The sequence below is a fragment of the Legionella jamestowniensis genome, assembly GCF_001467745.1.
GTDB lineage: Bacteria > Pseudomonadota > Gammaproteobacteria > Legionellales > Legionellaceae > Tatlockia > Tatlockia jamestowniensis.
In genome coordinates this window covers 1-18,432 of record NZ_LNYG01000004.1, presented here as the reverse complement: position 1 = coordinate 18,432, position 18,432 = coordinate 1, and the positions used below count along the sequence as shown (strand labels likewise).

Genomic DNA, 18,432 nt, shown 5'->3' with positions numbered 1-18,432 from the left:
GGAATTTACTACCGGGCAATGAGAATCTGGAGTCGACCACCTACAGTTTGGGCGTGATCGGCCAAGTCACCAATCCATTGAACTAATTTATAAAGAAAAACGACTTCGATAGCCGGTAACTCCTTTTCCAACTCAAAAATACGATGCCTGATGTCAGCAAGTTTATCATCGCTGTCGTGTTCAATTTCATCAAGGGTAACAATCATTTCCTCAACAATTTTTACTTCACTACCACGAAAACCGCTTTCAAGTAACTCATCCAACTCATTAATTGCTTTACATGCCTGTTTGGATGCATCCAAACAACGGTCAAGAAAAGGCATAAAAACAGAAACAAGTGCTGCGGGGATAATCATCCTGCGGCTAACAATTAACCCGGCAATATCTTGGGCTTTGTTAGCAATGCGATCTTGCGCACTTAACAATTCAAGTAAATCAGTGCGTGATACAGGCAAAAATAATCCCGTGGGTAAATGAAGACGTAGGTCGCGTTTAATTAAATCTGCTTCTTTTTCAATGCTCGAGATTTTTTCTTGAACAGCTTCAGCAATTTTCCAGTCTTGTTGCAACACAGCTTCAAAAAATGGATGTAGCTGTTTAGCACATTGGTGTGCCTTTCGCATATGTTGCTCAATAGGCCGTATAGGCGAAGGCCCAAACATGTTAAATATGCTGCCCATATCCGTTAATCTTTGAAAAAGATTGGGAGATTATAAACCAAACTTAAGTTTGTACAAGTTGTATTTAATGGATAATTAAAGAAGATAAAAAGAGAGTGTTTAGAATACGCAAATAAATGCTACACTGAAAATACTAACAAGGAGTGTTAACATGAAAAAATGGGTCCTGTGTTTGCTTTTTGTAGTTACAAATGCCTTGGCTTTACCCCCTTTAATGACAAAGGTTATTCAACTGAACTATCAAAATGCTGACACAGTAGTTCAACTGGTGCAGCCGTTGTTAAAAGATGGTGAACAGATTACTGGCACAGGACAAACGCTTGTTGTTAAGGTAACTCCCCAGACACTCACTCAATTGCGGGTTTTGCTACAAAAAATTGATCAACCACCGGTTACTTTTGAAATTACCGTCTTTCAAGGTGATCCTGATTGGTTAAGTACGCAAAATGACAATACCATTGTAATAAGTACCTCTTCTCAGCAGAATCAGCAGCGCCGTCAATCCGTGCAGGTAATGAATGGTGAGTCTGCTTTTATAAGCACGGGCCAGGATCAACCTGTTATCAGTTCAGTCGGTATAGGCTGGTGGGGTCCTGGGATCACTTATGACCGTCGTTTGGTGCAAAACGGTTTATTGGTAGAACCCATGTTGCAGGGACAAAAAGTAAAATTAACGGTACGCCGCGTTCGGGAACAAGATAGTCGCGTGAGTAACCAGCAATTTGACGAGCAACAAGTCATGACGACAGTATTGGTACCTCTTAACCAGTGGGTATCATTGGCCAGTCCCCAGGGAGATGCACCAGCTGATTCTACTACTGAGGTGATCCGCGCAGGGGATCAGTTTTCTCAAAATTCTACGCTCTACATAAAAGTGAATGTCGTTAAAAAAGCAACCTCAGGTATTCCCAAGTAAAATACTTTGGGATTATCTATAGTAAAGCTGTTAATGATTTCAAAAACTTGACAACCGGTCTCTCTGGCAAAACAATAGCTGACTATAATTATTATCCTGTACTTTATTCAAGTGCGGTGAGATACCAGAGGACCATCATGCAAATTGCCAATATCAAAGGACGTGAAATTCTTGATTCACGTGGTAATCCAACTGTTGAAGCTGAAGTTATTCTTACGAATGGCGAAATGGGTAGAGCTAGTGTGCCTTCAGGGGCATCTACGGGTAGTCGAGAGGCTTGTGAGTTACGCGATAAGGGGGAAGCGCGTTATGCGGGTAAAGGGGTAAGACAGGCAGTTACTCATATTAATGAAGAAATTAATCAATCCTTAAAAGGCTTCTCGGTTATTGAACAAGATAAACTTGATGCACGCTTGTGTGAAATTGACGGTAGTGTTAATAAAGCACAACTTGGAGCCAATGCAATTTTGGCAGTTTCACTTGCTAGCGCCCGAGCTTATGCCAATGCCATTAAAAAACCTTTATTCGTCGCTTTGAATCAAGGGCAACTCATGTCGATGCCGGTCCCCATGATGAATGTGCTCAATGGTGGCGCTCATGCCGATAATAATGTGGATATTCAGGAATTTATGTTACTGCCCATAGGCGCTTTAGATTTTCCGACAGCGCTACAAATGGGAGCAGAAATTTTCCACGTTCTAAAAGCCGTGCTAAAAAAACAAAACCTAAGTACTGCGGTAGGGGACGAAGGAGGGTTTGCACCGAATTTAAACTCTAATCAACAAGCTCTGGATATACTTGTTCAAGCTGTTGAACAGGCCGGTTATACATTAGGCTCAGAGGTAGTATTTGCGCTTGATGTTGCTGCTTCTGAATTATTTCAAGATGGTGTATATCGTTTAACATCAGAAAACAAAACATTGAGTAGTGAGGAGATGATTGCTTACTATCGTGAATTATTGGCCAATTATCCAATTGTAAGCATTGAAGACGGGTTGGATGAAAATGATTGGGACGGTTGGAAGCAGTTAACCGAGGCGCTCGGCAAGCAAACACAGTTGGTCGGTGATGATTTATTTGTTACAAATTCGCATATTTTACAAGAAGGGATTGCGCATAAGATGGCTAATGCCATCTTGATTAAACCCAATCAAATAGGTACTTTAACCGAAACCAGAGAAGCAATTCGTCTTGCCCATGCCAATGGTTATCATTGTGTTATGTCTCATCGCTCCGGTGAAACAGAAGATACCTTTATTGCTGATCTTGCCGTAGCTACCGGTTGTGGGCAGATTAAGACGGGTTCTTTATGCCGCACTGACAGAGTAGCGAAATACAATCAGTTGTTGCGCATTAATGAAATGGCTTTACTGCCTTATGCAGGCAAAGATGCTTTTAAATCATTTCTGAAATAAGTCTTTTTGATATAAAAGCGGCAATGTACTCGAAACTATTACTTAATAGAGGGTGGTTTGTATCCGAATAATTACCTTCTAAGTATCAACAGGATAACCATGAATAATTTACCCAAATGTCCTCAATGTAGCTCAGAATATACCTATGCAGATGGCGACTTCTTTATCTGTCCAGAATGTGCGCATGAGTGGTCGCAACATGCAGTAGAAAGCACAGAGGGTGAAAGCCGAACCATACAAGATGCCAATGGCAATATCTTGCAAGACGGTGATACGGTGACAGTGATTAAAGATTTAAAAGTAAAGGGCTCTTCTTTAGTGATTAAAGTAGGTACTAAAGTAAAAAATATTCGCTTGATTGAGGGTGATCATGATATCGATTGCAAGATTGATGGTATCGGTGCAATGAAATTAAAATCTGAATTTGTAAAAAAAATATAGCCCCTGATTGGTGACCAAAATATCGCATTTTGAAGTTTCTTACGTATATAATGGGAGAAAAACTCACCTATTTATTTCATGCGCACCATCATTGTCATTTTGCTTTTGGCGTTAATTGGTCTCCAATACAAATTGTGGTTAGGGGATGGCAGTGTATCGCAATGGATTAACCTCGAGAAGAAACTAGAAATTCAGGCGGAAGAAAATGATAAGCTTCTCGCTCGCAATCGTGCCATGGAAGCTGATATTCTTGAATTAAAAAGTGGCGATCAGGCTTTGGAAGAACAGGCTCGCTATGAACTCGGTATGATAAAAGAGGGTGAGATTTATTATCAATTTGTTGATTAGAAGTAGCTCTTTGGAGTGATACCTAATATCCGCAATTATTTTTTTCAAATAGATTAGCCATTCATGGGTAAAGTTACCCATTTAAATTACTTTGTGTTCAAAATATAATCAATAAATTTTTTTTCGAACTGTAGGAATCACGATGCAGGCTAAATTTGAAAATCCGAGGACTTATCAACAGGCAGAAATAAATCTGAAGCAAGGTTATACAAGTTTGGGGGATGAGGTATTTGCAGAAGATAATCCGGATTATAGGAATTACCAACACCCTCTCGAAAGAATAGCGATGGATCTGTTGTCTGCAAAAAGTTACTGTGTATACCTTTCAGTAAGTAAGCAAAAACCTTCGGAAGAGGAGTTTACCAAAAGCCAAACTGTAATAGAACCTCTAAGGAATATAATAAATGATGGGATTAGTAAACTTTCAGTTGAAACACTACTAACCGTTACTTTTGATACAGGAAGAGTTAATAGAGACTCCCTTCTTTGTTTCCTAGCCGAGATAATGGAAGTCAATTTGTTTATAAACGCTTTTACAAAATTAAAGAATAAGTTATCTCAAAACGATTTACTTCATTTGTTTGGTTTACTTCAAACGTCGTATGAAGGAGGCTCAAGAATAGCTGAAAATTTAGGGTTAAGCTCTAGTTTCCTTAAGCGAGGAAACCCCCTCTATGCGGGTATGACCGCGTGGTTACTATCTCAAATAGAAAATCCTCATCAGTTTGTACACGACTATTTAAAACAGATACAAATCAATCCCGTCGATTTATTATCGCAAATTGCTAAATCTCCAGAGATGTCTTTGGATGACTATATAGCTAATGTAGGCGATTTTAGAATTCAGGATGAGAATGAAGATGGGGAAAAAGTTAAAGATTTAGCACGGCTTCACTATGCTCGATTTGTTGTTGAGCACCAAGGTAAAAATTTATTTTTAGAAGTCCTTGAAAACCATTTGAATTACCAGCCCGCTTCGGGATTATCAGCCAATTTATTTCTCGATATAGTTACTAGCGAATCATTTAAAACAGCTGCATTGATAATTTTAATGTCTGCAGGTTTAGTCGCCTTAACGATAGGGAGTTTGGGAGTTGCCGGGTTAATCACGGGATTAACTGGTGCAACTGCCATGGCCACTGCAGCAGCAGGTGGATTTACATTTGGGACGACTGTAGCGGTTGGTGTTTTTTTTGCGCCGCCTAAGGGTGAGAAACTCGATGAAGAGGTTACCTATCCTATTGGTCAACCCGTTTAATCGATGCAGTTTGAATTAATCACGGGTCCAGACATAGCTAAACTTTAATAAAGTCAATTTCTGTGGTGGGGGGCGGGTTTTCCCATAAACTCAAAACATAGCCTCCTCCTCCTGAGCCTGTAGGTTTCACTGCCAAAGCGCCAGCATCCAATAATTGCTGCATATGTTGTTGTAGATTCTCATTGACAAGCCCCCAAGCTTTAAAGCAGTCAGCTGCTTCTTTCATCGCAGTTGCTAAAAGTCTCAGAGAAACTGGAGAGTCTTGTTCCAAAGCAGCCTTCGCTTGTGTAACACTGCTTTTCATGCGATTGTCAATTTCCATTGCTTTCGCAGCATTGCTCTCCCATAGCGTTTGTACCTGATGAATGCAATGTGAAGTAATGCCAATTTGTCCGCTAGAAGAAAGAGTCCAATGAGGCGTCCACTTCTGTTGAATAGGTGTAATAACGCCTTGCTTAAAATAAATACCGGAATTCGCTGCAACTCCTGCGATATCAAGACCGCTACTTTTGCCATGAAATAAGTTTTCGAGACTTTTGGCAAAATCAGGAATAGATTGGCTGTCCAACATTTGTTGCGCTGCAAACCAGCGAGCCATTGCCACGCAAAGTGCTGCCGATGCTCCCATACCTACACCGATTGGAATGTCATTATATAAATGAAAATGGCCACTTAGGGTATTTAACGATTTACCCAGTAATTGTTGACCTTGTTCTAGAACACTCCAGAAGAGTAAATGCATGTCAGGACTGTTCTGTCCTGAATAATCAGCGCTAAGTCCGGAAGTTGTTTTTTTATAATTTAACGTTAATTTCTTCCCAAGAATCGGAAATACAAGCGCACCATGCCCTCGAAGTACCGTGTGCTCTCCCGCTAGAATCCATTTTCCATGTGTAGTAGTTTGAAATTCATAGGACATCGTAATTACCAACTAGATGGTCACGTTTAAACTGCATTGCCATTTCGACTTGTTCAGGACGATAAAGTAAGTGGATATTAGGTCCAGCATCCATGGTAGTGATAGGGCCATCACCTTCACGTTGCCATAAATCTTGAATGCTGTGTAGGGCTTTATGCGTATTTTCAGTCATATAGGAGAACGGTTCTTTGCAAGTCATGAATAATTGGTGCATATCATGAAACTCTCGCCAACAAACTTGGTAAGCGCTTTCCCAGTCTTTAGCCTCAAGGGCTGTAAGCAAAACTTTTAAATTTTCTTTGGCGCGTTGAGGACGCGTAGGGTAATGGGTACTTGTTTTTATTCGACGATGAGCCTCTTTTGAAGACACTTTTTTTTCATCATGACTAATGATAATCACCTGGTGTTCCAGCTCTTGATAAGGTAATTGAATAGAGGAAACCTCATCTTCTTGCCAAAGTGCCCAGGGCGCAAAGAAGGAGCGGCATGAAGAGCCAGAGCCTAAGCGGCTTAATTGAGCTTGTGTTTCTATTGAAGGTAAGGGTTCATTCGTCAACTCACTAAGTGCTAACACTGCACATTTTGTAAGAGCGGCAAAACTCGATGCGGAACTTGCCAATCCACTGCTATGGGGAAAATTGTTAGACGAGCGAACAATAAAAGCGCCAGAATAATGAAAATGAGCTTTAAGGCGAGCTAGATGATCTAAAAAGCGAAGCTGAGCAGCCTGGGATAAGGTAAATCCTCCTGCTCCGGGAATTTCCAGGGGTTCCCAGAAATCTTTTTTCCCCTGGGTAGTCTCAAGAACTACACTACTTAAGAGTTGATTCAGGGTATAGGATAAGGAGGGATTATCGGGTATGTTATTGGCTTCATCTTTTTTTCCCATGTACTTAATCAATGCAATATTAGATGGTGCTTGTGAGAACCACTGCATAATTATTATCTCCTCTAACCTAATATCCAAATCATATCTATAAGTGCAAAATCAAAATAGCCTCTTCATGGATACTGCGGTCAAGCCGCAGTACGCAGGAATAGGATTTATTGCTTTATATTTAAGCTATTCTGGCACCCTAAATCTCTGACAAGCGTTTTTAATCTTTATTCAAACTTTCCACTACATTTCGCAACTTGTTCGCGGCATCCAGAAGTTTCAAAGCCAAGTGCTTTAGTAGCCTGGGGCATCATTCCACAAAATCTTGTGAAGTTGCAACTGAAATCTGACAGGTAATTTGTCTTCTACGATCCAATTTGCAAGTTCTGTCGGATTTAACTGATGCCAGCTTGGAGAAAATAAGATTTGTGCTTTTTTTGATAAATTATATTCGTCTATGATTTGACATGCCCATTGATAATCGTCGTGACTACATAGCACAAATTTAATTTGATCAGTAGGTTTTAAAAAGACCAAATTGTCAAATAAATTTTTATCTGCTTCGCCTGAGTCAGGTGTTTTTAAGTCCATTACAATCATGACGCGTTTATCTACCTCACTAAGATCACGTGCGCCACTGGTTTCTAAAGAAACATTGTACCCAGCGTCACACAATTCTTTGAGTAGAGAAATGCAACCCGGTTGTGCCAATGGTTCTCCACCTGTCACACAAACATAACTGCATTGATAAGAGGCTACCTTCTCCAAAATAGTGCTTATTGGAGTTATTTTCCCCCCGCTGAAGGCATAGGTTGTGTCGCAATATTGACAACGCAAGGGACAGCCTGTTAAGCGAATAAATACCGTGGGCAAGCCCACGGTGACTGATTCGCCTTGTAAGGAATGAAAAATTTCTGTGATACGTAATTGTGTACTACTATGTTTCATGAAACGCCTAAAGTCTCCAGTTTTGTTGCCGCTAATTGAGCAGTAGGGGTATCTGGATAATTTCTCAAAACTTCTTGCAGGCGCATCCTTGCATCTTCAATTTTACCTGAGGCGGCTAATGCATAACCAATTTTCAAGGTACTGGCTGCCGCTTTACTGGAAGAAGGAAATTTCTTTAATACAATTTCAAAATGCTCAATGGCTTTTGTATAATTGTTCTTAACTAAATATAGCTCTCCCAGCCAATATTGCGCATTTGCTGTATAGCCCCCTTGAGGGTATTGGACTACAAAACGCTGCATTGCTGTTAACGCTTCATCAAAACGCTTACCTTTTACGAGATCGTAAGCAGCCATATAGCTAATTTGTTCATCTGCAGGATTACCACGAGAAGTAGAGTTTAGTGGGGCCGCAACAAGATTATCTGTTTGGGTTTTAGGTTTTGTTGGGGTTTCTGTTGAAGTTGGTGCTTGGGTTTCAGACAGACCCAGAGATAATTCGGTAGGCTTATCTTCCTTTGTTAGAGGTAAAGCCTGGGCAGATTTGCCAGGGTTTGTATTTCGTAAACGGGCATCTAAGTCTTTATAAAAAGCCAATTGCTGCTGTTGCAACAATTTTAAATCATGAGCTTGTACTTCCAGCTGCCCTCGCAGTTCCTGAAGTTCCTGTTGCAATCCGTGCAATTTATCGAGTAACCCTGCATTGGCATTGTTACTATCGCTATTATCTTGCGCAAGAGCTATCTCTTCCTCATTATCAATATCATCTAGCTGAGCTTTGGCAACAGGCTGCTCGATGGCAGCCTGTTGATCATCCAAAATCGCAAAATTTTCGCTATCATCAACTACAGGTGCTTCGGCAAAAACCTGAAAAGCAAAAATCCAGGAGAAGCATAAGCAAAGTAAAAGTCGATGGGATTTAATCATCGCGTAGCCTCATACGTTAGCTCGACACGACGATTTTGCATATGAGAAGCTTCGTCATGACCGAAGTTAGCAGGACGCTCCTTACCATAACTTACAACACGAATCTGATTTCGACCAACACCGGCCATGCGCATTAATTCAGCAACGGTATTAGCACGACGCTCGCCAAGGGCGATGTTGTACTCGCGGCTACCACGCTCGTCAGTATGACCAGCTAATAAAACGCGTGCACCAGGATGAGTTTTTAAATATTCGGATTGTGCATTAAGAGAAGCAGTGTATTTAGGATTAAAAGAACTATCATCATAAGAGAATAAGTAAATCTGATTGTGAGGAGCCTGTGTGGTATAAGATTCCCCAGGTTCCTGACCTGCAAATCGGCTTAATTGTCCCAGGCCATGAGCGGATGCTCCACCATCAGCGCCCACACCATCAGCACTGCCAGGGGTTCTTGAACAGGATGCGAGCAGCACCACGCTGGCGGCAACAAGTCCCAACTTAAAAAACGATCTGGCTTTCATCCTTTTATTCTCCTTCTTCTTATTCGAATTACTAATAGTTAAATCGCCACAATGGCGGCTCATTGTACAATTGTTTTCACTGTTTCGCTATCGTCTCGAATGCATTTAAATGAAAAGCTCACTAGCCGGCGCTCCTGACGTGATTTATTACAAAGTTGGTGAGTGCCGCAGTGAATAAATGGGTTGCCTGGTTTGCAGCCAATACTCCCCCATATGGAGTATCCGCCGGGCATGGAACAACATGGCTGAAGATGCGTGATGCAATCACATGGTTGTCTTCTACTCGAACCAACACAGATTTAACCACAAAATGAAGGGTGCTGGGTTTTGTTAAAAAATTTTGCTGCAGTTCAATTAATTGAGTATCAATACGATACTCAGTAACTCCCGCGCCAGGGCTCGAAGCGACCACATGAAAATAACCACTGCGTTGTAAACTTTGCACAATTAAAGGCAATAACATCTCTGCTGGTTGATCAATCCAAGCGCTATGAACAAACGGAGTTAACTCATAAGCCTTCACCGTATATAACATTTCTTCCCCCTGATAACCCGCCATTGCATCTGGCACATTCACAAAAATTGAATGCCTGGAGGGGTTTTTGGTAAGTTGCTTTTTACTAAAAGCACCCAGCTTGTACTGGTTGGTTACAAGAGGTTTTACTGCACAGCCTGCCAAGAGAAAAAGGATTGAAATTATTGCACTATATTTTTTCACAGTTTACTCTCCTGGCCCAGGTTTTGGGGGCTTGGTACCACGAATTAAAACAGATGGGTTTTGTCGCATTTGCATGCTAATTTTTTCAAGATTGGCTGCAATGGCATCAAGCCGCCGTAGTAATACCACTGCTGGTGGTAATGCTTGTTGCGAGATTTTATTGATAGCCAGCTTTCCGGCTTCCATCGTACTAGTTATCTCCTCGCCGGCTTCACTGACTGAGTCCGCCATGGTGTTAAATTTGCGCACCCCCGTTTTTAGATCAGCTACGACAGCGGGAAATTGGCGGCTCACTTTGGCAGCGTTTTTTAAAAAAACATCTGCACTTTGCAAGCTTTGGTGGATATGTTCACTGTCTTTCGCAAGAACATCTGTAACGGTCTTAAAATTGGCAAGTGTTTTTTTAATGTATTCCGCATTTTCCTTGTCAAATATTCTACTTACTTCAACACTGACTTTATTAACATTTTCAGATACCTCTTTAAGAACGCTGTCAAGTTGGTGAAATAGCGACGGTTTTGATGGAATAATAGGGTAACGGTGGTTAGGTGCTTTTCTTAATGGTGTTAAATCGGAAGAACTTGCCGAGAGCCCCACGTAAGTAGTTCCTGTAATCCCTTGTGAAATTAATGTGGCACTGGTGCTGGTTGTAATCGGTGTTCCTTCTTCAATACTAAGCAAAAGTCTGACTTGTTGGGGGTCTTTTTGGCTAAGCTCGATCTGTTTAACGAATCCTACCTGGACACCATTAAATTTAACGACCGCTTCATTCGTTAATCCCGACACTGCTTCGTGCATGAATACTTCGTAGGTATGGTATTTTTTTTGTTCAAAGCCAACAGATAGCCATAAACCTGCTGCAAGCAGTCCAGCTATTAAAATTAGAACAATAATACCTACGACCGTATAGTTGGTTTTTGCTTCCAAAAATCACACTCCCCAGTTTATATTGCTTCAGTTTAAAGTTTACTGAAGTATTCAGCAATTAAAGGATGTTTATTTTTTATGAGATTATCAAGTGGCCCAATATCAAGTATTTTGCCCTCACCGACGAAGGCAATTCGGTCAGTGGTCCGTTTTAATGATTCAATATCATGGCTAATCATGACAATCGTCAAGTTTAATGTATCTCTTAAAAAAAGAATAAGTTCATCAAATTGTCTTGCACTACGGGGGTCAAGCCCTGTTGTGGGCTCATCCAAAAATAATAGTTCTGGATCCATAGCAAGAGCCCTGGCTGCTGCAGCACGCCTTTGCATACCCCCACTTAATTCAGATGGAAATTTGCCAGCAGCTTCTTTAGGTAGCCCTACTAAAGAAATTTTTAACATAGCAAGCTCTTCCATAAAATTTTTATCAAGCGTGGTAAATTCTCGCATAGGGAAGGTTATATTTTCCAATACAGTCATTGCTGAAAAAAGAGCACTATGTTGGAACAACATCCCCCAACGCCTTCTTAAGGCATTTGCCTGATTACTATCAAGGGTTGATATGTCTTGACCAAAGATTTTCAAGCAGCCGGCGGTAGGTTTTAATAGCATGAGAAGACTGCGTAAAATCGTTGTTTTCCCGCTGCCGCTGCCTCCAATAATTGCTAAAATTTCTCCCTTTTCTACAGTAAGATTTACATCGGAATGTACCCATTGGCCACCCAGATAATTTTTTAACCCAGTAATTTCAATAATTGGCTCGCTCATGACTATAAATTCAACCAGCTGTAGATAATGGAATAGATTGCATCAGCGATAATAATCAAAAACAAGGCTTGCACCACGCTTTTGGTGGTCTGGCTACCTATTGTATCTGCTTCCACCCGAAATCCTTGAAAACAGCCTACCAATGAGATTAATAAGGCGAAAGCCGGTGCTTTATACAAGCCCAACATTAATTGATCAAGACCAACGGTATCTTTCAAACGTAACAAAAAGTCAGAATAGCTGACATTGAGCATCCATTTGGACATATATAAAGCACCTAAAATACTAAAGAGATCAGCCCAAAAAATGAGCAAAGGAAATACAAACAGCAGGGCAAGCACTTTAGGCATAACCAGCAGTTCTGTTGGTGATAGGCCCATGGTTTTAAGCGCATCGACTTCCTCATTTATTTTCATGCTGCCAATTTGAGCGGTAAAGGCGGAGCTCGTGCGTCCAGCAACAATAATAGCAGTAATTAGAGGACCAAATTCCCGAAAAATAGCCAGGCCAGACAAGTAGGCAATAAAAATATTGGCGCCATAAGTTTGTAACTGCAATCCCATCTGATAAGCCAAAACAATACCAATCAGAAAGGCGAGTAAGCCTACAATAGGTAAAGCCTGGATTCCGGCAGAGTCAATATTTGAAACAATACTGGGTAATTGAAAACGGCGCCAGTAACCGAAGGCTTCAAAAATTTTTGAACTCAAATCGCCGATAAGAATAATAAAGCCATCAAGCTGTTTTAATTTATGGATGGTTTCCTCACCAACACGTGCAAAAAAATTCTTTTTAGGCGGCGGCGGTGGTTTGTAATCCAGAGTATCCTGCTTCTTTTCAACAAGATTTAGCAAGGCTTGGTGTTCTTCGTGGAAGTTAGTCAGATGAATCTCTTTGCCTTTTGCTTTCAAGGTATTAATACATTGCAAGAGGCTTAGTGCTCCAGCACTATCAAAATTCACAAGTTTCTCCCCATTGAAGGCAAGTTGATTGGCGGTAGGGAGTTTTTCTTCATGAAAACGTTGTAATAAACCATTCAAATGAAGAACGGACCAGGATCCTTCGCATTGATAGGTATTTTTTTCCTCATCAAAAGTTAATTGGGCTGAAGGAGTTGCCTTAGTCATAAATTTACTATCTTCTTAAAAAATAACCTAGCATAATACGAATTTACATCTGCCGCAAAATACTTAGAGAACGTGCTGGATTTAAAACAACTAAACGCTTTTTTTTGGGAAATCGATCCTGGCTATTTTCGATTAAAGCATGCTACAAAAACAATTGTGGCCATCTTAATCACTCTTTTACTTGTGCGAAATGAATCACTAGTGACAAAAGCGATGGCGTGCATCTCTTGTGCTGTGTCCATGCAAGGTTCATTTGCTAAAAACTATCTCTGGCGAGTCGGGCAGGTTGTTTTATTCGACATTTTTTATTTTGCTTCATTTAGTTTAGGGCTTGTCATTCGTGATTCTGCCAATTTAAAGGCAGTCGCTTTAGTAGTGTTAGGATTTACTGTGAACTATAGTCGCCGTTTTGGATTACAAACCAGTGTGGCACCCTTAATGATTTGGCTTTTGTGTTTCATGGCAACCATTTTACCGTTTAATTCGTCGGCTGAAGCATGGAATCATATTCATGGTTTAATCATAGGTTTAATTGTTTCAGCGGTGATAATGCTGGGTATTTTTCCAGAAAATTATCGACGCTTGTATATCGATAATTCCAATCGGTTTTTTAATAGTTTGGCCGAGGGTTTAAATGAAATGAGGCGTTATCTTTTATTGCCCAAACATTCCTTAAATTTTTACCACTATCCTTTTGTTCGAACCAAGGAGAGCTTAAATCGTTTATTGGATAGTAATCAGAGTATTGATCAAAGTGACATATTCGATGAGCAGCAGGAGAATTTAATCAGTGAGCTAATGCTTAGTAAATACGCATTGGCTCAGGCTTATACTATAATGATAGATGCCTATCGCAATCTGATAACCCATCCCCATTTTTTATCAAAAGAAATCAGACTAAGGTTAAGTGTAATCACTAACCAGCTTTCCCAATGGTTTGCTTCGGCTAAAATGGATAAAACCTATAGAGTCAGTGCTAAACGGATTGAAATTTCTTTTGAAAAATTTCTACATACGGTCAGTAAAGAAAAAATTACCGAACCCGATTTAGTCATGACCATCTTAAATTTAAATTTAAGTTTAAGATTTATGGTTCAACAATTTGACAAGTTGTTAGGTTGTAAGCATGAAAATTAGGAATACGACTCGAATGGCATTTCAAGCGGCTATAGCCATTACCATAACAGAATTGATTAACAGACAATTTAATATGGACCATGGCTATTGGGCTACCTTAACAGCGATGGCATTAACAGCACAAACTTGGGGGGAAAGCGTAAAGCGCTCTATTGAACGTGTCCTTATGACGATTTTAGGGGGAGTCTGCGGAACTTTTTTATACTTTGTTCTCCCCCCCAGTGAAATTCTCACGATGATCATTCTGTTGTTTTTTATTTTTTTAACCGTTTATTTGATTACCATTAACAATCTGGTTGCAGTTTTTACTTTAACGGGCTTTGTTGTTTTTTTCTTTGCTTTACTAGATGATTGGAATTTCTTGTTACTGACACAACGAATTGAAGAAACTGCTTTAGGGGCTTTAATCGCAGTGTTAGTCGGCTTTTTTTTCTTACCGGTCAGAACCAATATAAAAGAAATTTTCATTGATTACCTGGAAAAAATGGATAAAAGTATAGGCTCCATTCTTGGCAAATCATCACAAGAGCAACTGGTAATCAAGCAAGACTTATTCATGGAATTTCAAAAAATACGTAAACAAGCCCTGTCAATACGTTATGAAGTGTTTTTTCATCGCATGAATATGCACGATTTTAATTTTCTTCTTACACACATCTTATTTTGCACACAATATATTGCTAATTTGATTGAAGCGTATCAGTGGTTATGTTCTACCTTAAGTAAAGAGGACAAGAAAAACATTGCTATTGCTGTCCATACCACCCAGCATAACATCCATAGTTTGATTAAACTGTTAAGCAATGTTAAATCAAATGACATGATTTCTGCGCAGAATTTGCTGGATATTCTTAATAAAGCAATTGCAATGCATCCACAACGCTTTGCCGCCTTAAACGATAGAACACTTGGCTTTTATAATTTGATGTATTTTTTTGCTCGTCTTAACACCCGTTTGCAAGAATCCCATTCGTTATTGCTGCAAATAAGTGATTAAAGGTATTGTTCCTAGAAGGTATAAAATTGTGCTAAAATATATACCATTTTTATCGTGTAATATTAGGCATGCAAGACAACTACAGCCAATTTGAAAAACGTAAACAAGATCACATCACTCTTGCGTTAATGGAAACCAACCAAGCTAGCGAATTAAACGCTTTTGATGGGCTTTCTCTCATTCATGAGGCATTACCTGATCTAAATTTTGCTGATATTACCATTTGCAGTCAGCGGTTTGGACAAACTGTTGATAAACCTTTCTTAGTCAGCTCGATGACGGCGGGACATCGAGATGCAATTAATATTAACCGTAATTTGATTGCTGCTTGTGCTGAAAGTAAATGGGCTATGGGTGTTGGATCTCAGCGTCGTGAATTGACCGATTTAGATGCAGGGAGGGAATGGAAAGAATTACGCAAACATTTTCCTGACGTTACCTTGTTGAGTAATCTGGGTGTTGCTCAAATAATCGATACGCCGATAGCTAAACTCCGACGTTTAATCGAGGCTTTGCAAGCTCAGGCATTAATTGTTCATTGTAATCCTTTACAAGAGGCAATACAGCCAGAGGGCACGCCTTCTTTTAAAGGATGCTGGAATGCTCTTGAACAATTAGTAGAAAAATTATCAATCCCAGTTGTTGTTAAGGAAACAGGTTGTGGCTTTTCATTTCCTACCCTTAGACGTTTAAATGAAATTGGTGTGAGTGCAGTTGATGTCAGTGGTTTGGGTGGAACACATTGGGGACGAATCGAAGGACACCGTGCTGCTGAAGGCAGTTTCCAGCAACGCGCTGCCATTACTTTTCGTAACTGGGGTATTGATACGGTACAAAGTGTTAGAAATGCTGTTTCATTGTCTCCATCCTTTGAGGTTTGGGGGTCAGGTGGTGTACGTCATGGGCTGGATGCTGCAAAATTATTTGCCTTAGGTGCAAGCACTGTAGGGTTTGCAAAACCAATGCTCGATGTAGCGTTGCAGAGTGTAGAGGATGTCTTTGCTCTAATGACAGCAATTGAATATGAATTAAAGGTTGCTATGTTTTGCACTGGTAGCCGAGAACTCACTGAACTTAAGGAGAAGGCATGCCCTTAAGCAATAAAGCCGATCAATTATTTCAGGGTTTTTCCAAGTTAACACGCGAAGAACGTTTTCAGCGTTTATTGGAGCTGGGTGCTTTAACTACTGATGATATTCAATATCTGCAGAAAGGCGGGGTAAAAGAGACTATTCTTGCGGATAAACTCATTGAAAATGTGATTGGTTATTTTCAACTTCCTTTAGGAGTCGCCACTAATTTTTGCATCGATGGAGACGATTACGTCATTCCTTTAGCAGTTGAGGAAACCTCCATTATTGCTGCTTTGTCTAAAACTGCCAAATGGATTAGGCAACATGGGGAAATTAAAACATGGGTCACAGGTGAATGCATTCTTGGCCAGATTCAAATGGCCAACGTCAGTGATTTTGCCAGATTATCCAGTATTTTTAGCGAAAATAAGCAGTTTTTAATTGAAAAAGCCAATGAAGAAGTCGCATCCACCATGGTGAAAAGAGGTGGGGGTGTTATGGATTTGCAATTACGCCACATTCCTCGCTACGATGGAGGCGATATGGCGGTAATTCATGTGATGATGAATACCTGCGATGCGATGGGGGCTAATATCATCAACCAGGTTCTCGAATTTTTAAAAACACCAATAGAAAATATTACCGGTGAACAAGTCACCATGTGTATTTTATCAAATCTAAATGATGAGAAATTAACTACGGCTAAAGTAACTATACGTGGTGTCGAGCCAGAATTGGGCATGCGTCTGCAAGAAGCTTCTTTGTTTGCAGAGATTGACCCCTACCGGGCTGCTACTCATAACAAAGGCGTAATGAATGGAATTGATCCGGTGTTAATTGCCACTGGTAATGATTGGCGAGCCGTAGAAGCAGGGGTTCATGCGTATGCTTCTCGTTCTGGCCACTACCAGGCAATTACACGCTGGCGCTACCAGGAAGGATTGCTGGTTGGTGAATTAACAGCACCGATTATTGTTGGCACTGTAGGTGGCGTTACCGCATTGCATCCTACGGCAAAACTTTGCTTGCGTATGATGAGTATTCAATCTGCCAATCATCTATCCCGTATATTGGCAGCAGTAGGCTTGGTACAAAATTTAGGGGCTATTCGAGCCTTATGTACAGAAGGCATTATTCAAGGCCACATGAAATTGCACATTGATAATTTGCTGTTAGTGGCCGGGGCTAAAGATCATGAAATGCCAGTTTTAAAAGAGCGTTTGCAACGATGGTTAGTGACCAATAAACGAGTAAGTGTCAATAATGCTTATGAACTTTTGACTGAAATTAGACAGGCGGGGATGCCATCATGAGATGGTGTATTCCGGCTAAAACGTTTTTGGTGGGCGAATATGCGGCAGTTGCTGGGGGTTCTGCCATCGTATTAACAACCGCTCCCTGTTTTGAATTAGCCATTGCCGATGACAGTTTAATGCATGGTATTCATCCTGAGTCGCCTGCAGGGCAATGGTGGTTACATCATCGTATCCCCCTGCAAGGATTGTTGTGGCACGACCCTTATGAAGGAAAGGGGGGATTAGGGGCTTCCAGTGCTCAATTTGTAGGAGCATATCTTGCAAGTTGCCATCTATTGCACATCAAACCAAATCTTGAAGCTTTGCTGGATGCTTATTACGAATTTGCCTGGAAAGGAGAAGGATTACGGCCAAGTGGTTATGATGTACTGGCCCAGGTACAAAATCGCTGTGTTTATATTAATCGCCAAACCCATAGTATGGAAACCTATGATTGGGTTTTTGAAGATGTGGGCTTTTTATTACTGCATAGCGGGCAAAAATTGGCAACTCATTATCATCTGCAGCAAATGACATTGCCAGATTCCATTAATGAACTCTCTGCGATTACAGAGCAGGCCAAACAAGCGTTTGAACAAGCAAACAGCCATGCCTTGGTTGAAGCAATTAATTATTACCAGCAAATGTTGATAAATTGCAATCTTGTTGCACCGCATAGTTTGCAGCATATTCAAGCCCTTAGAAAGCAGGAAGATGTTTTGGCCGTTAAAGGCTGTGGTGCCTTAGGCGCGGATGTTTTACTTCTGATTGTACCGAAGCGTGTGTTAAAGCCCAAAGTTAGCAGTTTAATTGCCGAAGGCTGGACGATTTTGGCGAGCAGTGATGATTTATACATAGGTCGAGCACTAATGAAAAATAAAAGACAGAAAACACTTGAAATTTTACCTTAATCCGGTATCATTCCAGCCTCTTTAGGGCCGTTAGCTCAGTCGGTAGAGCAGGAGGCTTTTAACCTCTGTGTCATAGGTTCGAATCCTATACGGCCCACCACTAAAGTAGTAATTTTACGTGGTGTGAACTAAAATTTTGTTTACCTGTAAGGGCCGTTAGCTCAGTCGGTAGAGCAGGAGGCTTTTAACCTCTGTGTCATAGGTTCGAATCCTATACGGCCCACCACT

20 protein-coding genes and 2 tRNA genes are annotated in these 18,432 nt (G+C 40.6%); 12 read left to right on the top strand and 10 right to left on the bottom strand.

The window, feature by feature from the left end; all coding sequences use genetic code 11:
- Nucleotides 1–8: 8 nt before the first annotated feature.
- Nucleotides 9–680, bottom strand: coding sequence for a TIGR00153 family protein (locus Ljam_RS01185; protein ID WP_058448318.1), 672 nt, complete (start codon nucleotides 678–680; stop codon nucleotides 9–11).
- Nucleotides 681–831: 151 nt separating this feature from the next.
- On the opposite strand from Ljam_RS01185, the gene Ljam_RS01180 reads away from it, so the two are divergent.
- The 5 genes from Ljam_RS01180 (at nucleotide 832) to Ljam_RS01160 (ending at nucleotide 5,058) form a co-directional block, all read left to right on the top strand.
- Nucleotides 832–1,596, top strand: a complete 765-nt coding sequence (locus Ljam_RS01180) for a hypothetical protein (RefSeq protein ID WP_058448317.1) — start codon at nucleotides 832–834, stop codon at nucleotides 1,594–1,596.
- 137 nt (nucleotides 1,597–1,733) lie between these two features.
- Nucleotides 1,734–3,011, top strand: a complete 1,278-nt coding sequence (gene eno / locus Ljam_RS01175) for a phosphopyruvate hydratase (RefSeq protein ID WP_058448316.1) — start codon at nucleotides 1,734–1,736, stop codon at nucleotides 3,009–3,011.
- Nucleotides 3,012–3,110: 99 nt separating this feature from the next.
- On the top strand, nucleotides 3,111–3,452 hold the full coding sequence (locus Ljam_RS01170; protein WP_058448315.1) for a zinc ribbon domain-containing protein YjdM: 342 nt from the start codon (nucleotides 3,111–3,113) through the stop codon (nucleotides 3,450–3,452).
- 78 nt (nucleotides 3,453–3,530) lie between these two features.
- Complete coding sequence (gene ftsB, locus Ljam_RS01165; protein ID WP_058448314.1) at nucleotides 3,531–3,800, top strand: cell division protein FtsB; 270 nt, start codon at nucleotides 3,531–3,533, stop codon at nucleotides 3,798–3,800.
- 142 nt (nucleotides 3,801–3,942) lie between these two features.
- A complete protein-coding gene (locus Ljam_RS01160; RefSeq protein WP_058448313.1) occupies nucleotides 3,943–5,058 on the top strand; it encodes a hypothetical protein in 1,116 nt (371 codons plus the stop codon).
- Between the two features lie 37 nt (nucleotides 5,059–5,095).
- On the opposite strand, the gene Ljam_RS01155 is transcribed toward Ljam_RS01160, so the two are convergent.
- The 9 genes from Ljam_RS01155 to Ljam_RS01115 all read right to left on the bottom strand — a co-directional run bounded on the left by Ljam_RS01155 (nucleotide 5,096) and on the right by Ljam_RS01115 (nucleotide 12,791).
- Nucleotides 5,096–5,977: a mevalonate kinase family protein gene (locus Ljam_RS01155; RefSeq protein ID WP_058448312.1), complete on the bottom strand. Its 882-nt coding sequence runs from the start codon at nucleotides 5,975–5,977 to the stop codon at nucleotides 5,096–5,098.
- The gene (locus Ljam_RS01150) at nucleotides 5,967–6,914 is read right to left on the bottom strand and encodes a diphosphomevalonate decarboxylase (RefSeq protein WP_058448311.1); all 948 of its coding nucleotides are present in this window, start codon (nucleotides 6,912–6,914) and stop codon (nucleotides 5,967–5,969) included. The genes Ljam_RS01155 and Ljam_RS01150 overlap by 11 nt, the downstream gene beginning before the upstream one ends.
- Before the next feature lie 234 nt (nucleotides 6,915–7,148).
- Complete coding sequence (gene queE / locus Ljam_RS01145) at nucleotides 7,149–7,802, bottom strand: 7-carboxy-7-deazaguanine synthase QueE (RefSeq protein WP_058448310.1); 654 nt, start codon at nucleotides 7,800–7,802, stop codon at nucleotides 7,149–7,151.
- Nucleotides 7,799–8,728: a tol-pal system protein YbgF gene (ybgF, locus tag Ljam_RS01140; RefSeq protein WP_058448309.1), complete on the bottom strand. Its 930-nt coding sequence runs from the start codon at nucleotides 8,726–8,728 to the stop codon at nucleotides 7,799–7,801. Before ybgF ends, queE begins: the two co-directional genes overlap by 4 nt.
- Nucleotides 8,725–9,249 carry a peptidoglycan-associated lipoprotein Pal gene (gene pal / locus Ljam_RS01135; protein ID WP_058448308.1) on the bottom strand — a complete coding sequence of 175 codons (525 nt, stop codon included), beginning with the start codon at nucleotides 9,247–9,249 and terminating at the stop codon, nucleotides 8,725–8,727. Before pal ends, ybgF begins: the two co-directional genes overlap by 4 nt.
- Nucleotides 9,250–9,370: 121 nt before the next feature.
- A complete protein-coding gene (locus tag Ljam_RS01130; protein ID WP_058448307.1) occupies nucleotides 9,371–9,967 on the bottom strand; it encodes an ABC-type transport auxiliary lipoprotein family protein in 597 nt (198 codons plus the stop codon).
- A gap of 3 nt (nucleotides 9,968–9,970) precedes the next feature.
- Complete coding sequence (locus Ljam_RS01125; RefSeq protein WP_058448306.1) at nucleotides 9,971–10,894, bottom strand: MlaD family protein; 924 nt, start codon at nucleotides 10,892–10,894, stop codon at nucleotides 9,971–9,973.
- A gap of 32 nt (nucleotides 10,895–10,926) precedes the next feature.
- The gene (locus Ljam_RS01120; protein WP_058448305.1) at nucleotides 10,927–11,664 is read right to left on the bottom strand and encodes an ABC transporter ATP-binding protein; all 738 of its coding nucleotides are present in this window, start codon (nucleotides 11,662–11,664) and stop codon (nucleotides 10,927–10,929) included.
- 2 nt (nucleotides 11,665–11,666) lie between these two features.
- Nucleotides 11,667–12,791, bottom strand: coding sequence for an MlaE family ABC transporter permease (locus Ljam_RS01115; protein ID WP_058448304.1), 1,125 nt, complete (start codon nucleotides 12,789–12,791; stop codon nucleotides 11,667–11,669).
- A 72-nt stretch (nucleotides 12,792–12,863) separates the two neighbouring features.
- Here Ljam_RS01115 and Ljam_RS01110 point away from each other — a divergent pair, with 72 nt between their 5' ends.
- The 7 genes from Ljam_RS01110 to Ljam_RS01080 all read left to right on the top strand — a co-directional run bounded on the left by Ljam_RS01110 (nucleotide 12,864) and on the right by Ljam_RS01080 (nucleotide 18,430).
- The gene (locus Ljam_RS01110) at nucleotides 12,864–13,928 is read left to right on the top strand and encodes an aromatic acid exporter family protein (protein ID WP_058448303.1); all 1,065 of its coding nucleotides are present in this window, start codon (nucleotides 12,864–12,866) and stop codon (nucleotides 13,926–13,928) included.
- Complete coding sequence (locus tag Ljam_RS01105; RefSeq protein WP_058448302.1) at nucleotides 13,918–14,925, top strand: FUSC family protein; 1,008 nt, start codon at nucleotides 13,918–13,920, stop codon at nucleotides 14,923–14,925. The genes Ljam_RS01110 and Ljam_RS01105 overlap by 11 nt, the downstream gene beginning before the upstream one ends.
- Before the next feature lie 68 nt (nucleotides 14,926–14,993).
- Nucleotides 14,994–16,022 (top strand): type 2 isopentenyl-diphosphate Delta-isomerase, encoded by a 1,029-nt coding sequence (gene fni / locus Ljam_RS01100; protein WP_058448301.1) that lies wholly within the window; start codon nucleotides 14,994–14,996, stop codon nucleotides 16,020–16,022.
- Nucleotides 16,013–17,311: a hydroxymethylglutaryl-CoA reductase, degradative gene (locus Ljam_RS01095; protein WP_058448300.1), complete on the top strand. Its 1,299-nt coding sequence runs from the start codon at nucleotides 16,013–16,015 to the stop codon at nucleotides 17,309–17,311. Before fni ends, Ljam_RS01095 begins: the two co-directional genes overlap by 10 nt.
- Nucleotides 17,308–18,204 (top strand): mevalonate kinase family protein, encoded by an 897-nt coding sequence (locus Ljam_RS01090; RefSeq protein ID WP_058448299.1) that lies wholly within the window; start codon nucleotides 17,308–17,310, stop codon nucleotides 18,202–18,204. Before Ljam_RS01095 ends, Ljam_RS01090 begins: the two co-directional genes overlap by 4 nt.
- A gap of 24 nt (nucleotides 18,205–18,228) precedes the next feature.
- Nucleotides 18,229–18,304: transfer RNA gene (locus Ljam_RS01085), tRNA-Lys, on the top strand.
- 50 nt (nucleotides 18,305–18,354) lie between these two features.
- Nucleotides 18,355–18,430 (top strand) — tRNA-Lys (locus tag Ljam_RS01080).
- The last annotated feature ends 2 nt before the right edge of the window (nucleotides 18,431–18,432 follow it).

Coding starts and splice junctions, on each gene's coding strand:
- ftsB (WP_058448314.1), top strand. CDS start 3,531: ATGCGCACCATCATTGTCATTTTGCTTTTGGCGTTAATTGGTCTCCAA.
- Ljam_RS01115 (WP_058448304.1), bottom strand. CDS start 12,791: ATGACTAAGGCAACTCCTTCAGCCCAATTAACTTTTGATGAGGAAAAA.
- pal (WP_058448308.1), bottom strand. CDS start 9,249: ATGAAAGCCAGATCGTTTTTTAAGTTGGGACTTGTTGCCGCCAGCGTG.
- Ljam_RS01185 (WP_058448318.1), bottom strand. CDS start 680: ATGGGCAGCATATTTAACATGTTTGGGCCTTCGCCTATACGGCCTATT.
- eno (WP_058448316.1), top strand. CDS start 1,734: ATGCAAATTGCCAATATCAAAGGACGTGAAATTCTTGATTCACGTGGT.
- Ljam_RS01090 (WP_058448299.1), top strand. CDS start 17,308: ATGAGATGGTGTATTCCGGCTAAAACGTTTTTGGTGGGCGAATATGCG.
- Ljam_RS01120 (WP_058448305.1), bottom strand. CDS start 11,664: ATGAGCGAGCCAATTATTGAAATTACTGGGTTAAAAAATTATCTGGGT.
- Ljam_RS01150 (WP_058448311.1), bottom strand. CDS start 6,914: ATGCAGTGGTTCTCACAAGCACCATCTAATATTGCATTGATTAAGTAC.
- Ljam_RS01170 (WP_058448315.1), top strand. CDS start 3,111: ATGAATAATTTACCCAAATGTCCTCAATGTAGCTCAGAATATACCTAT.
- Ljam_RS01180 (WP_058448317.1), top strand. CDS start 832: ATGAAAAAATGGGTCCTGTGTTTGCTTTTTGTAGTTACAAATGCCTTG.
- Ljam_RS01095 (WP_058448300.1), top strand. CDS start 16,013: ATGCCCTTAAGCAATAAAGCCGATCAATTATTTCAGGGTTTTTCCAAG.
- Ljam_RS01155 (WP_058448312.1), bottom strand. CDS start 5,977: ATGTCCTATGAATTTCAAACTACTACACATGGAAAATGGATTCTAGCG.
- fni (WP_058448301.1), top strand. CDS start 14,994: ATGCAAGACAACTACAGCCAATTTGAAAAACGTAAACAAGATCACATC.
- Ljam_RS01105 (WP_058448302.1), top strand. CDS start 13,918: ATGAAAATTAGGAATACGACTCGAATGGCATTTCAAGCGGCTATAGCC.
- ybgF (WP_058448309.1), bottom strand. CDS start 8,728: ATGATTAAATCCCATCGACTTTTACTTTGCTTATGCTTCTCCTGGATT.
- Ljam_RS01160 (WP_058448313.1), top strand. CDS start 3,943: ATGCAGGCTAAATTTGAAAATCCGAGGACTTATCAACAGGCAGAAATA.
- queE (WP_058448310.1), bottom strand. CDS start 7,802: ATGAAACATAGTAGTACACAATTACGTATCACAGAAATTTTTCATTCC.